We start from the raw sequence: 13,948 nt of genomic DNA, 5'->3' as shown, positions 1-13,948 counted from the left end.
AAAACCGATCGGCGCCATCGGCAACGCCGATGACCGTCAGTCGGCCCCCGAGGTGGATTCCCGCACCACCAGCGTGAACGGCATCAGCTGGTGCCGCCGGTCATAGGCGTGACCCGAGCGCTGGGCGCGGACATGCTCGATCAGCAGCGCGACGGCGCTGCGCGCCATGTCCGTGATCGGCTGGTGGATCGTCGTCAGTTCCGGCCACACGGTCGTCGCGACGGGCGTGTCGTCGAAGCCGCAGACCGTCAGGTCGTCCGGCACCTGCAGGTGCATCCCGTGCGCGACGGCGATGACGGCGGCCGCCATGTCGTCGTTGCTGGCGAAGATGGCCGTCGGCCGGGTCGGTTGCCCCAGCAGCTCGCGCGCCGCCAGCAGGCCGGAACGGTAGGTGAACATGCCCTGCGCCACCCGCTCGGCGGGCACGTCGAGGCCCGCGCCGCGCATCGCATCGATGAATGCCTGGTAACGCAGCTGGGTCGGCGTGTGTTCCGGGTCGCCCTTGATGAAGCCGATGTCCGTGTGGCCCAGCGCGAGCAGGTGCCGCATCATCGTCAGCGCGCCTTCGTAGTCGTCGATGCGCACGGCCGACATCCGCGGCGATGGCCGCGCGGTGGCCACGGCGACGGACGGGATGCCCAGTTCGGCCAGCATCTTGAGGGCTGACTTCGAATCGCACAGCGGCGGCGGCACGAGGATGCCGTCGGCGCCGTCATCGATTAATCGGTCGATCGCCTTGCGCTGGCTCTTCAGGTTGTCGCAGTGCTCGAGGATCAGGTGCGCGCCGCTCTGGCCGCACTCGGTGAGCGCGCCGACGAGGAACGCGCTGAGGAAGGCCTCGCTGGGGTTGCTGTACAACAGGCCGACACGGAGTGTACCGATGCGCGCGGCGCGCGCCGCCACATTGACCTCGTAATTGAGTTCGCCGATCGCGCGCATCACCTTTTCCCGGTTCTTGATGCTGACGCTCGTATTGCCGTTGATGACGCGCGAGACGGTCATGGCCGAGACCCCGGCCCGGCTGGCGACGTCCCACACCGTCGCGCCGCCCGCAGAGCGGTCGGTCTTGCCGGGTTCGGTCATCGATTGCCTCCCATGGCGCCAGGCCCGTCGCAAGGCAGCTTGTCCATCTCCGCCAGCGTCCACTGGTCGCGCCAGCGCACCACCGGCTTGCCGCCTTCCCATTCGATGGGCAGCCACACGTAGCGCCCGTCGATGGCATTCTCCTTGCGCCACACGTCGAGCATCAGGATATGCCGCGTGCAGCCGTTGCGCTGCAGGGTGAGCGCGTAGGTCGACTGGCCGCCGAACGTGATCTTCTGCTGTTCCGGCGTGCCGCGCACCGGGTTGCCCAGCGCCGTCCACGGACCCAGCGGGTTGTCCGCGACGTACGACTTCGCCGCGTTCGGCGCCCAGCCCGTCAGGCCCGACGTCACGAGGTAGTATTTGCCGCCGTGCTTGAAGACGGCCGGCGCCTCGTCGTCGCCGTTCGGCTTCACGCGCGCGTACTGTCCGGCCGAACGCAGGTAGTCGTCCGTCAGGCGCGACACGTGCATCGTGTGATTTTCCTCCGACGCGTAGAACTGCCAGGCCTTGCCGTCGTCGTCCACGAACAAGGTCATGTCGCGCGACATCTGCCCGCCCGCGAAGTCGCGCGCGAGGAAGGACGTGGCGGCATCCTTGTCGTCGGGCTTGACATCGACCGGCCATGCACCCGCGTCCGGCCGGAACGAGCCTTGATACACGTACGGCCCCGTCACCTTGTCGGCGACGGCCACGCCGGCGCGCGCCGCGTCGTAGCGCTTGCCCTTCAGCTCCAGGTGGAACCACATGACGAACTTGCCCGTCTTTGCATTGCGGATCACTTTCGGCCGTTCGATGATCGCATCGCGCACGATGTCGCTCGCGGGGTCGTCGGTGACGGCGAGCGCGATGCCCTCGTCCTTCCAGTCGGTCAGGTTGCGCGAACTGTACACGTGCACGCCGACCTGCGCGCGATTGCCGGCCGTGCCGGCGACCTTGTGCTCGCCGAACCAGTAATACACGCCGTCGTGCCGCAGGATGCCGCCGCCGTGCGCATTGATGTGCACGCCCTTGTCGTCGGGCCAGATTGCGCCGGGCCGGAACACGTCGCCGGCCTGCGCGTGGGTCGCCACGGCCAGGACCGCGGCTGCCAGGAATACTTTCATTGCGTCTCCTCGATTATTCCACCACCAGCCTGTCGCCCACGTAGGCGCGGAAGCGGCGGATGCGTCCCGCGGTGCCGTCCGGCCCCTGGCGCGGCACGTAGCGCAGCCCCGCCACGTCCATCTGCCGTCCCAGGTCGATCACGAGGCGGTGCGGGTACGCGGCCTTGTCCGCCGTGATCCAGTAATCGCTGTTCTGGCCGTTGATGGCGTTCAGCGCGCCGCCGTCTTCCTTCGTCGCTTCCTCGCTGTCGACCCAGGCGATGGTCCAGTTGGACTGGTCGAGCGTCTTGCCGTCCTTGTCCAGCAGGGCCAGCTCCGCCACGGCCGCATACGGCTTGCCGTCGAACGCGTCGAGTCCCTCCAGGCAGAACTGGCGGCCTTTCACCGAAGCGGGAAAGCGCACGTCCTGCGTCTGCGAGCCGGGCGCGAATTCGCCGTCGTGCGCCGGCTTCACGCCGTCCAGCTGCAGGCGGACGGTGCTCGGTGGGCGCGGCAGGTCGCGCTCGCGGTGCAGCTGGTCGAGGATCGGGGTCGTACGTCCCGCGATCGTCGGTGTGCCCTGCCCGCGCGGTCCCGTCAGGTCGAGTACCACGACCTCGTTGCGGCCCTTGCGGATCCACGGTCCCGGCAGATACATCGTCTGTGTGGGGCCGATGCTCCAGAACCTGCCGAGGCAGCGGCCGTTGACCCAGACGACGCCCTGGCCCCAGGCCGCCATGTCGAGGAACGTATCGTCGGTGCGCGCGGCATCGAAGGCGCCGCGGTAGAACGCCGCGCCCTTGCCCCAGCCTTGTTTGAAGGCGAGCGGCGGCAGGACGCCGTCCGCATCGAAATCGATGGCGCGGATTTCCCAGTTCTCCAGCGGCTGTGCGGTGCCGCCCTTCGCGGTGAACGTGACGGGACCGTGGATGCCCTTGCGGTCATGGATCTCCACGCCGAAGTTGACGCGCGCGATCGTGTACAGCAGGATCTCGAGCACGGCCGGCTTGCCGCGCGCCGGTACGTCGACCTTGTAGCGGCGGTAGCGCGTGTCGAACGTGCCGACCTGCCTGCCGTCGAGCGTGATCCACGCGAGGTCGCGCGCGCGCGCCACTTCCACGACGCCCGCCGGACCGGCCGGCAGGGTCACGCGATACGAGACGAGGCCGCGGCTGATGTCGTACTGCTCGATCGGCTTCGGTGATACTGCCTTGATCACGCGCGCGGGTAGCGCGGTCTTCACCGGCATGGACTCGGCCAGCGCGAACGGGGAAATCGACATGACGGGCATGCGCGGCGGCGGCTCGGGCAGCGTTTCGCCCGGCGCGAGGAACGGCGTCATCGCCGCGCGGTACGCGTCGAACTTTTCGCCGATCCAGCCCGCTTCTCCGATCGGCGCGTCGTAGTCGTAGCTCGTCGTATCGGGCCGGAACGGACGGTCGCAGCCGCCCCACAGGCCGAACGTCGTGCCGCCGTGCGCCATGTACAGGCTGAACGAACCGTTCGCCTTCAGCATCGCGGCGATGTCCTTCGTCGCACCCTCGACGCCGCCGCCGTGGTGCGGCGAGCCCCATGTATCGAACCAGCCTGAGTAATACTCGCCGCACATGCGGGGGCCCTTCTGCACGGCGTCCAGCGCCTTGAAGCCGGCGGCCGGATCGCTGCCGAAGTTCGCCACCGTGAACAGTTCGGGGATGTGCGTGCGCGCGACGGCATTCGTCGGATTGCACTGGAACAGCGGGACGTCGAAGCCGGCATCCAGCAGCGCCTGGCGCAGCACGCGCAGGTAACCCACGTCGTCGCCGAAGAAGCCGTATTCGTTCTCGACCTGCACCATCAGGATCGGACCGCCGTGCGTGACCTGCTGCGGGCCGAGCACGCGCCCGACTTCCTTCAGCCAGCGCCGCGCCGGCGCGAGATAGGCTTCGTCGCGCGTGCGCAGGAACGCGTGGCCGTCGTGCTTCAGCAGCCACCACGGCAGGCCGCCCATCTCCCACTCGGCGCAGGCATACGGGCCCGGACGCAGGATCACCCACAGGCCTTCCTGCTGAGCGAGCCGGCAGAATTCCGCGGCGTCGCGCTGGGCGGCCCAGTCGTAGCGCCCTTCGCGCCACTCGTGGTAGTTCCAGAACAGGTAGGCGCAGACGGCATTCAGGCCCATCGCCTTGATGGTCTTCAGGCGGTGCGACCAGTACTCGCGCGGCACGCGCGCGAAGTGCATCTCGCCGCAGCGGATCTGGATCGGCTTCCCGTCCAGCAGGAAGTCGTGGTCGCCGATCGCGAACCGGTGCGAGGCTGCCGCGTGGAGGGTGCCCGTAAACGGCAAGAGCGCAGCAGATGCAGCCGCGCGCTGCAACAGGCGGCGGCGCTGGAAACTGATGGTCATGTGGTCGGTATCCAAAGAAAAAAACCGGCACGGCCGGCCGCGCAGTGCGGTCGTCCGTGCCGGTGCTTGCCGTGATCAGAACTTGTAGCGCAGGCCGAGGCTGAACGAGCGGCCGTTGTCCATGTGCGAGTACTCCCGGCCCGTTTCCATGGTTTGCACTTCGCCGGCGTAGCGGTTGGGCGCCGTGTTCGTGATGTTCGACGCATTGAAGGACAGCGTCAGGTGCTCGTCGATCGCGTAGTTGATCGATCCGTCGACCAGACCGTAGGACCCGATGTAAGTGCTGAACAACGGAATGAGTCCGTTGTAACCCCGGTTCTGGGACGAACGCCAGGTGTACACGAGGCGGGCCGACAGCTTGCTGTCCTCGTACATGCCGGTAAGGCTGTAGCTGTTCTTGGATACGAAGTTCTGCTGCGCGTCGATGAAGATGGGCGCCGTGTTCGTGCCGATATTCAGCGGAGCGGACGTATCGACATACGTATAGGAGCCTGCCACACCGAAGTTCTTCAGCCAGCTATCCTTGTCGTTGAAGAACCACTGCCCGGACAATTCCACGCCGCGCGCATAGCCCTTCGCGGCATTGACGTTCTTCGAGACCATCCACTGGCCATTCGAGCAGCCGTTGCTGGGCCCCGTGTAGGACACCGCATTCTGCGGCATCCCGCAGCTCGAGAGTTGGCTGAAGAAGCCGCTGATGTCCTTGTTGAACAGGCCGAGCGCCAGATAGTTCGTCGGGCTGAAATAGCGCTCGAGCGAGAGGTCGACACTGTCGGCTTTCTGCGGGCTCAGGTCCGGATTGCCCACGTTGGCGGTGCCGTTTCCGAAGTTGTACGAGTAGTTCGGATTCAGCAGGTCCAGATTGGGACGGGTCATGCCGCGGCCATAGCCGAAGCGGGCCAGGAAATCCTTCGCGATGTCGTAGGTGACGTTAAACGCCGGCAGGACATTCGTGTAGGTCGTCGTTTTCGTATTGTCGATCAGCGGGGACGTCGCCTGGGCCGGGTCGGAGAGGACGCGCGCGGTCGCCTGGGACTTGGTGCGGACGACACGTACGCCGACGTTACCCTTGAGGCGCTCGTCGAACGCCGCGAAGTCGGTGGAGACGTAACCGGCCAGCGTATTCTCGTTGAGATAACGACGGCCCAGCTCATATTCCGGGTAGCTGCCCTCGGGGACGATATTCGCTTGCGGGAATTGTGCGGCAACCTGGTTGCCCAGCAGCGCGTCCGGGTTGTACACGACAAAGCCCCCGGTATAGCCGTTCTGATTGCCCAGCATGTTCGTCGGCGCCTGTCCCAGGACGCCCGGCTTGGACGCCGCGGAAATCGCGTTCGAGTAATCGGCGGCGAGCGGCTTGCCGTCCGTCGTCAACCACTTGCCCCCGTTGTAGGGATTCTTGTCAAAGAACCGATTGGTCTGATGCGCAAAGCGCGTGCCGAACTTCAACCTGGTGAAGAAGCCGTCTTCGAACGTATAGATGCCGCTGAGCGCGGTCGCGGCGCCATTGTCGTGGAATTCCTGGTAGCCGTCGCCGCTGTATTTCTGGAAGACGAATTTGGCTGGATCGGACCAATCGTTGCCGTGAATGTCGGTGTAGTGGCCGTCGTTCCAGTTCTGGTTGACGCGAGTAATATCGAAGTACTGGCCGGGTGCGTTGCCCATCTCGACACGGCGGTTGTCCTTGATGCGGTCCGCCCTGATGTAGTTGATATCGCCCTTGAGCGACAGTGCGGGGGTCGGGCTCCACTCGACGCCCGTGGCCACGTTCCAGGTCGTGTACAGGCTGTGCTCATCGCCGCCCCACGTACCGATCGGCTGGTTCAGGAAGGTACCGCCGAGCGCACGCTGGGTAGTCACGACGTCGTTGCTGCCGCCGTTGGCGTTGCGGTTGGCCATGTACTCGTTGATGGTGAACGGCGTGAGCGTCAGGTTCTGGACGTTACCCCCGTAGTCGTTGAAAATGCGGGTAAAAAGATAGTTCTGGTTGTACAGGTAAGAGGTGTAGGCGCCTTCGGTGTAGAAGCGCAAGGTATTGTTGACGCGATAATCGGCCCCGAGGTTCAGGGCTTTGCGCGTGCGCGCGATGCTTTCCACACTGGGCCAGGGACCGAGGGTATTGGCGGAGATAATGTTGGCGGCCTGTGCGGGTGTCAGCTTGGACGTGTCCGGCACTGCGTTGGGAGTAACGGTGCCCGCCGCCGGTATCACGTCCACGGGCGCCAGGTAAGTGATGTCGCTGCGGCCGACATATTTCGACATGGGCAGGGCCACGTTATTGCCCGTGTTCGCGGCCGCCAGGCTCGCGTACTCGGCGCTGTCGCCACGAACCGTGCGCCGGTAATTCATACCGCCATTGGTGCCGGCAGAGTCGTTACGGCTGGTGGTCTTCTGGAAGGCGAAGGCGGCCATCACGCCGATGCGCGAACCGCCGCCGAGATCGAAGCGGTTGGCGAGCAGTCCGCTTACTTCAGGTTCTTTCTTCCGGACGAGATCGTTGTAGCGCATATTGCCGTTCAGCACAGCGGTAAAACCCTTGAAATCGCTCGGATTGCGGGTGCGCAGGTTGATCAGGCCGCCGATGGCACCTTCGACGTGTTCGGCCGAAGGGTTCTTGTAGACGTCGATGCCGGCGACCATGGCCGGAACCGCGTCTTCGATGTTGAATTCGCGCGAGCCGGCGGTGAAATAGGCGCGTCCGTTGATTTGCGACGCCGTCTGGTTCGACAGGCCGCGGATGGTCATGCCGGAGCCGTTGCCGCCCGGCGAGGCGCCTTCGCCGCCGTAGCGGTAACCCTGCACGCCCGGCAGGCGTGTGAGCGTTTCCGCGACGTTAGGATCGGGCAGCTTGCCGATGTCGTCGGCCGTGATGGAGTCGACGACTTCCATCGCGTTCTTCTTGATCGACAGGGACGATTCCGCGCTGGCGCGGAGGCCCTTCACGACGACGGTGTTGGCTTCGACCGGCGCGACCTGTGCCAGCGCTTGCGACGCGAAGGCCTGGGACAGGGCCAGTGCGACGAGGGTCATGCGCGGGACGGTGTAGTATTTCTGGTGCATCTTCTTCTCCTCCAAGTAATCCGAATGGACTTGTCGTCTTATTGTTTCGCTGGTTTTACGGCTTGCCATGCAGCCGGCTGCCGTTTTAGATATCGATAACAATGCGAATGGATTATAGGAGTTCGCCGAGTAATAAAAGCAACCATTCGGCGTTATGATTTTTACTAGTGATGCGAGGAAGATACGGTAGAGACGGGCGTTATCGCTAACACGGCCCTAAAACCATGCAGCGTGGATCGCCGCGCACCGGCGCCGACCACACCCTGTTTGTTATCGATATCGACGAGCGCAGTCCGCCCGTCCATTTCTACGCGATTGCATACGTGAAATCGCCGCTCTGGTCCGCGCCCACCGCGATCCGCTCGATCGCCGCCCCTTCCGCCATGCGCGCCAGGACGGCCTCGGCAATCTGCGGCAGCAAGGTGCCGTTGAGGATGTTGTCGACGTTGCGCGCGCCGGAATCGACTTCCGTGCAGCGCGCCAGCACGGCCTCCACGAGCGACTCGTCGTACGCGAACGCCGCCTTGTGGTTGGCGGCCACGCGCTGGCCGATGCGTCCGAGCTTGAGTTCGATGATTTGCGCCAGCACGTCGTCCGGGATCGGATAGAACGGCACGACTTTCAGGCGGCCCAGGAACGCCGGCTTGAACTGCTTGACGAGTGCGGGACGGATCAGCGCCTCCAGTTCCTCGGCGCCCGGCACCTCTTCCGGCGCCTTGTTCAGGCAAGCCTGCATCAGCGTGCTCGACGCGACGTTCGACGTGAGGATGATGAGCGTGTTGCGGAAATCGACTTCGCGGCCTTCGGCGTCGTCCAGCACGCCCTTGTCGAAGACCTGGAAGAACAGCTCAAGCACGTCCGGGTGGGCCTTTTCCACCTCGTCGAGCAGCACGACGCTGTACGGGTTGCGGCGCACGGCTTCCGTCAGCACGCCGCCCTCGCCATAGCCCACATAGCCCGGCGGCGAGCCTTTCAGGCCGGAGACGCTGTGCGCCTCCTGGTATTCGCTCATGTTGATGGTGACGAGCTTGCGTTCGCCGCCGTACAGCACGTCGGCCAGCGCCAGCGCCGTCTCCGTCTTGCCGACGCCGGACGGGCCGACGAACAGGAACACGCCCTGCGGCTTGTTCGGATCGTCGAGGTTCGCGCGCGCCGTGCGCACGCGCTGCGCGACCGCGTCGATCGCATGCGACTGGCCCAGCACGCGCTGCTCCAGCAGGTCCTGCAGGTTCAGCACCGTGCGGATCTCGTCCTTGACCATCTTGCCGAGCGGGATACCGGTCCAGCCGGCGACGATGCCGGCGACTACGTGGCCATCCACCTGCAGCGGCACGAGAGGCGCCTCGCCCTGCACGGCCTTCAGTTCGTCGCGCAGGCCGCGCGCGTCCGCTGCTTCGCGGATGCGGTTTACGAGATCGCGCTCGCGCTCCCAGCGCGCGCGCAACGTGGCCAGTTCGTCTTCGGCGGCACCGCGCGCCGCCGACAACTCGCCCAGCCGCGCATCGTGTGCGCCCTCGCCCGCCGCCTGCTCGCGCTCCAGCGCCGCGCGTTCGGCATCGAGGCGCTCCAGCTGGCGCGTGAGGTCTTCGATGCGGGCCGGCGCCGCGTCGCGGCCCAGCGCCACTTTCGCGCACGCGGTGTCCAGCACGCCGATGGCCTTGTCCGGCAGCTGGCGCCCGCTGATGTAGCGGTGCGACAGGCGTACCGCTTCCGTGATGGCCTCGTCGTGGATGCGGACATTGAAATGCTTCTCCATCAGCGGCGCCATCCCGCGCAGCATCGCGCACGCCAGTTCCTCGCTCGGCTCCTCGACCTTCACGACCTGGAACCGGCGCGCCAGCGCGGGATCCTTCTCGAAGTATTTCTTGTACTCGCTCCACGTGGTGGCCGCGATCGTGCGCAGCTCGCCCCGTGCCAGCGCCGGCTTCAGCAAATTCGCCGCGTCGTTCTGGCCCGCCTGGCCGCCCGCGCCGATCATCGTATGCGCCTCGTCGATGAACAGGATGATCGGGTGCGGGCTTTTTTTCACTTCGTCGATGGTGTTCTTGAGGCGGTTCTCGAACTCGCCCTTCACGCTGGCGCCGGCCTGCAGCAGGCCCAGGTCCAGCACGTGAATTTCCACGCCGCGCAATACCTCGGGCACGTCGCCCGTCGCGACGCGCAATGCAAGGCCTTCCACGACGGCCGTCTTGCCGACGCCCGCTTCGCCCGTCAGGATCGGGTTGTTCTGGCGGCGGCGCATGAGGATGTCGACGAGCTGGCGGATTTCCGCGTCGCGCCCGATCACCGGATCGACCTTGCCGTCGCGCGCGCGCTGCGTGAGGTTCGTCGTGAACTGGTCCAGCGCGGGCGTCTTCGACGGTCCCTGGCGCCGCAGCTCGCCCACCGGGTCGCCGCCCGCGTCCTGCACGGGCGCCGCGGCGACGGCCGGTGCTTCGTCGGAGCCGCCCGTCACGTCGTCGAAATGGTGCTTGATGCGGTCCAGGTCGAATTCGGCGAACTGCGGCGACACCCGGTGCGCCAGCTGCGCCAGCTCGGGAGAACTCAGGAGCGCCTGCAGCAGATGGCCGCTGCGGATGCCGGCCTGCTGGCCCGCGCGCAGGTCGAGCGACGCGATGAGCCACGCGTGTTCGAACAGTTTCGGCAACCGCTCCGAGAACACGGGCGTGCGCGTGTTGCCGCTCCTGAAGCCGGCCACTTCCGCGTGCAGGTCCGCCTCGAGCCGCTCGATCGACACGCCGCAGCGCCGCGCGATCACGGCCAGGTCGCACGCGGGCTGTTCCAGCAGCGCGAGGAACAGGTGCTCGATGTCGACCTCGTACTGTCCCAGCGACACGCACAGGCCGGCCGCCCGCGTGGCGGCCGCGCGGCAGGTGTCGTCCAGTTTGCCGATCAGGGTTTTCAGGTTGATGCTCATCGCGTGTCCTCTTTCAGTTGGCATGTCTTAGTTTGCGTGAATCTCATAGCGCACATCGGCGCGGTCTTGTATTTGGGGGCCGTCGACGAGGAACCCGTCCCAGCCCAGGCGTGCGCCGGCCGTCCGCGTGCCGGCCAGCGTGCTGCCCCGCACGTCGGCCGCGCGCAGCACGAGCTGCACTTCGTATTCGAGCGACAGCCCGGTGAACATGGTCACCATATTGCCCAGCGCGCGCGCCGCGCGCCCGCCCGGCAGGAAGGCTTCGTAGGACGGCAGGTCCAGCGGACCGATGACGAGGCGCAGGCGCAGGTCGCGCTGCCACACGCGCGTGCCGGCCATGGCGCCGCCGCCCAGCGTGGCGTTGCCGAGGCCGAGCGCCGTCTGCTGCGTGGCCGGCACGTCGTACCAACGGCCGATGAACTGCTCGGCGCGCACGGGCTGGCCAAAGTACTCGGACAGCACGCGCGCGATCTGCACGCTGGACGCGGGCCGCTGGCGCATCGCGGTGGCGAAGTAGGCGAAGGTTTCGTCCAGCACGCCGTCGCCGTGGTCGGACAGGCGTCGGCGCAGCGCCGTGTGGCCCATGCCGGCCAGCGACAGCAGCAGTGGCAGGAAGCCATCCCGGCGGCCGCCGTATTTCAGCTCCAGCCGGTACTTGCGCCAGGCCTCGTAGAACAGGGCCAGCGTGCGGGTCGAGAACGTGTCGAGGAAGGCGCGCGGGCCGTCGTCCCGTTCGGCGATCTGCTGCGCGGCCACCCGCTCCGTGTAATGGGCCGGCAAGGCGCCGCTCGAACCCAGCAGGCCCATGAACGTGGGCGTCAGCCGCACGTACTTCAGCTCCTGCGACTGCAAAGCGGCGGCCAGGGCGGCGCTGTTCGGCGCGACCGTGCGCGGTTCCGCGTGCAGCGCCTCGATCTCGCTGGCCGGGAAGGCGAGCGAGGTCGAATTGCTAAAGCGCAGGAAATTCGCCAGCGCGCCCTCTTCCGCCATGCCGCGCTTGCGCAGCCACAGCTCGATCATGCGCACGGCCTGGAAATACTGGAAGCGGTACGGCTGCGCGAACAGCCGCTCGATTACAGCAGGCTCAAATCGCCGCTTCGGGGCGTGCATCGCAGCAGCTCTCCTCCGGTCTTGTTGGAAACGATCACGAGTTGCGTGAAGCTGTTGGCGTGCACGTACAGGCCGAGGAAGCGTTCGACGATGTGGGCGAACGCGTCGACGCCGCTGCCGACGAACGCCTCCTCGTCGATCGTCAGCCGCACCTCGATGCCGCGCACCATGCAGGCGAACGGATTCCCCGGCAGCCATGCCGTCGCGGGGCGGTGCTCGACGGCGAGGATGCCGCCGATCTGGCGCTGCGTCGAGGGTGAGCGCGGCAGGTCGTACAGGGTGAGCATCTCGCGGAACGCGGCGATGCCGCCGCCCGACAGCGACAGATGATTCAGCGACAGGTGCGAGATCAGGCGCCAGTGCGCGCCGCGTCCGCGCTCGAAGCGGTACGACGGCGTGGGCTTGCGCAGGAAGCTGATCGACTGCACCGTCGATCCGCCCTCGATGAACAGGTCGCCGCCGCGCACGCCGTACGACAGCAGCGCGGGCAGGTCGCGGTTGGTGCACGTGAGCTCGATGCTCAGCGTGTCCGTCTCCACCTCGGCCGGGTCGAAATCGATGTCGACGAGGGAGATCTGGGTCTCGTAGCCGGGGCTGCGTTCGGCCAGCAGCGGGTCGCGCCGCATGATCCAGTAATGGCCGCTCTTGTCGGGCATCTGGCCGTGGCGCAGCGAGTAAAACGGCCGAAACTCCACAATGGATTCGCCCTGCGGGGTCTGGCGCACGAGGCGCACGCTGTCGATAGCCTGCACCTCGAACGCGAAGGCGCGGCGCGCGTCCGCCAGCACGGGATAGCTGGCCGTCGTGTGCGTCAGGCGGATCGGTTCGCCGCGCTGGCGGAACAAATTCACCACCGGCGTGCAGCCCAGCAGCAGGTTCGTCGCGGACAACGTGCCCAGCATGCGGGCCGCGTTCGAATCCGCGCGCAGGCCGGACAAGGCCAGGTGCAGCGTGATGGTACGCGTCCCTGCCGGCAGCGCGGCCGTCAATGCGGCCAGGTCGATGTCGAAGAAGTTGAACTTCTCGGGGAAGCAAAAATATTCGGTGAGCAGGCGGTACGCCGTGTGCGAGCGGGCCGGGAAGTCGATCAGCGACTCGTCCTCGCCGAAGCCGGCCGGCTGCAGCGGGATCTTCGACAGCGGGATCCAGCGCCCGTTGCCGTCGGCTTCCGCGTACGCGCACACGCCGCGCATGAACAGCGCGTCGCGCAGCGCGGCGCAGAACGACGGTTCGCCGTCGATGAATACGCGCAGGCTCGCCAGCTTCAGGCCCGCGATCGGATTGGCGCCCGTGGCGGCCAGCGTGATCGACAGCTTCGACGTCGCCTGCGGCGGCGGACGCACGGCGTCGGGCGCGTCGAGGATGGCGTCGAAGCGGGCGCGCGCCAGGTCCAGCGGCGCCACCGTCACGGGGTAGGCGGTGCGGAAGGTGCACGGCGCGCCGCGCACGGGGCGCGTGGCGAGCTGCGTGCCGCGCGGGATCTCGCCGGCGGCGCCGGGCTGCGCGGCGGCGCCGCCGAAGTCCATGCGCGCGATCGAGCACGATGGGAACGGGCGCAGGTAGTGCGGGTACAGGACGTCGAGCAGCGCTTCGGTGAATTCGGGGTAGTCGTCGTCGAGGCGCTTGGCGATGCGGGAATTCAGCAGCGCGAACGATTCGATCATGCGTTCGATGTGCGGGTCTTCGCACACTTCGCCGCCGATGAGCAGCTTGCCGGCGATCCTGGGGTAGCGCTCGGAGAATTCGCGCGAATGGCGGCGCAGGAAACCGAGCTCCTGCTCGTAATACGGTAATAACTGGTCCAACTCAGGCTCCCGGCGCCGCCGCACGGCGGGCCTTGCTGATGGTGTAATGCTGGCTGGAGGGCTGCAGCACGGCGTCGAAGTTGACCGGCTCGTGCGCCGCGCTCACGACCATCAGCGCGGTGATCGAAAAATTCAGGCGGTTCACGGCATCGTCGCGCAGTTCGAGGCGGGCCTGCACGTTGCGCAGGCGCGGTTCGTGGCGCGCGATCGCCGCTTCCAGGCTACGGCAGATGAAGGCGCGATCGTCGGTGCTCGACAGCGACAGGCCCGCGAAATCGTGCAGGCCGTACGCGACGATGGAACGCGCGCATTCGGGAAAGCGCCGGAATGCCTCTTCCGGCATCACGGCGCGGGTATTCAGCAGCGCCTCCAGGTCGCGCGCCACCGAATCCTTCATTTCCTCGAGCGAGACGCGCGGCACGGTGCCCGTCTGGGCCTGGCCGGGACGGTCGATCAGGCGATCGAACAACCCCGGCATGAATCCTTTGGCGGACATCGTGCC

Annotated in this window: 8 protein-coding genes; all 8 read right to left on the bottom strand. The window is 66.7% G+C overall.

The window, feature by feature from the left end:
* Window positions 1-36: 36 nt before the first annotated feature.
* Window positions 37-1,083, bottom strand: coding sequence for a LacI family DNA-binding transcriptional regulator (locus ACEN98_RS27155; protein WP_413388001.1), 1,047 nt, complete (start codon window positions 1,081-1,083; stop codon window positions 37-39).
* Complete coding sequence (locus ACEN98_RS27150; protein ID WP_413388000.1) at window positions 1,080-2,189, bottom strand: glycoside hydrolase family 43 protein; 1,110 nt, start codon at window positions 2,187-2,189, stop codon at window positions 1,080-1,082. The genes ACEN98_RS27155 and ACEN98_RS27150 overlap by 4 nt, the downstream gene beginning before the upstream one ends.
* A gap of 13 nt (window positions 2,190-2,202) precedes the next feature.
* Window positions 2,203-4,554 (bottom strand): beta-galactosidase, encoded by a 2,352-nt coding sequence (locus tag ACEN98_RS27145; RefSeq protein WP_413387999.1) that lies wholly within the window; start codon window positions 4,552-4,554, stop codon window positions 2,203-2,205.
* 75 nt (window positions 4,555-4,629) lie between these two features.
* Entirely contained in the window at window positions 4,630-7,614 is a 2,985-nt protein-coding gene (locus ACEN98_RS27140; RefSeq protein ID WP_413387997.1) for a TonB-dependent receptor, read from the bottom strand.
* A gap of 307 nt (window positions 7,615-7,921) precedes the next feature.
* Window positions 7,922-10,531: a type VI secretion system ATPase TssH gene (gene tssH / locus ACEN98_RS27135; protein WP_413387996.1), complete on the bottom strand. Its 2,610-nt coding sequence runs from the start codon at window positions 10,529-10,531 to the stop codon at window positions 7,922-7,924.
* A gap of 27 nt (window positions 10,532-10,558) precedes the next feature.
* Complete coding sequence (gene tssG / locus ACEN98_RS27130) at window positions 10,559-11,641, bottom strand: type VI secretion system baseplate subunit TssG (protein WP_413387995.1); 1,083 nt, start codon at window positions 11,639-11,641, stop codon at window positions 10,559-10,561.
* Window positions 11,605-13,446, bottom strand: a complete 1,842-nt coding sequence (tssF, locus tag ACEN98_RS27125) for a type VI secretion system baseplate subunit TssF (RefSeq protein ID WP_413387994.1) — start codon at window positions 13,444-13,446, stop codon at window positions 11,605-11,607. Before tssF ends, tssG begins: the two co-directional genes overlap by 37 nt.
* Window position 13,447: 1 nt before the next feature.
* The gene (tssE, locus tag ACEN98_RS27120; RefSeq protein ID WP_413339864.1) at window positions 13,448-13,942 is read right to left on the bottom strand and encodes a type VI secretion system baseplate subunit TssE; all 495 of its coding nucleotides are present in this window, start codon (window positions 13,940-13,942) and stop codon (window positions 13,448-13,450) included.
* Window positions 13,943-13,948 lie beyond the last annotated feature (6 nt).

This window comes from Massilia sp. CT11-137, from assembly GCF_047302885.1.
GTDB classification, from domain to species: Bacteria; Pseudomonadota; Gammaproteobacteria; order Burkholderiales; family Burkholderiaceae_D; genus Telluria; species Telluria orientalis.
Note: the sequence above shows the minus strand (reverse complement) of the source record. Positions and strands in the feature narration are given on the sequence as shown.

Bases quoted from the DNA above. Each gene is read 5' to 3' on its own strand.
- ACEN98_RS27155 (WP_413388001.1), bottom strand. From the start codon at position 1,083: ATGACCGAACCCGGCAAGACCGACCGCTCTGCGGGCGGCGCGACGGTG.
- ACEN98_RS27150 (WP_413388000.1), bottom strand. From the start codon at position 2,189: ATGAAAGTATTCCTGGCAGCCGCGGTCCTGGCCGTGGCGACCCACGCG.
- ACEN98_RS27145 (WP_413387999.1), bottom strand. From the start codon at position 4,554: ATGACCATCAGTTTCCAGCGCCGCCGCCTGTTGCAGCGCGCGGCTGCA.
- ACEN98_RS27140 (WP_413387997.1), bottom strand. From the start codon at position 7,614: ATGCACCAGAAATACTACACCGTCCCGCGCATGACCCTCGTCGCACTG.
- tssH (WP_413387996.1), bottom strand. From the start codon at position 10,531: ATGAGCATCAACCTGAAAACCCTGATCGGCAAACTGGACGACACCTGC.
- tssG (WP_413387995.1), bottom strand. From the start codon at position 11,641: ATGCACGCCCCGAAGCGGCGATTTGAGCCTGCTGTAATCGAGCGGCTG.
- tssE (WP_413339864.1), bottom strand. From the start codon at position 13,942: ATGTCCGCCAAAGGATTCATGCCGGGGTTGTTCGATCGCCTGATCGAC.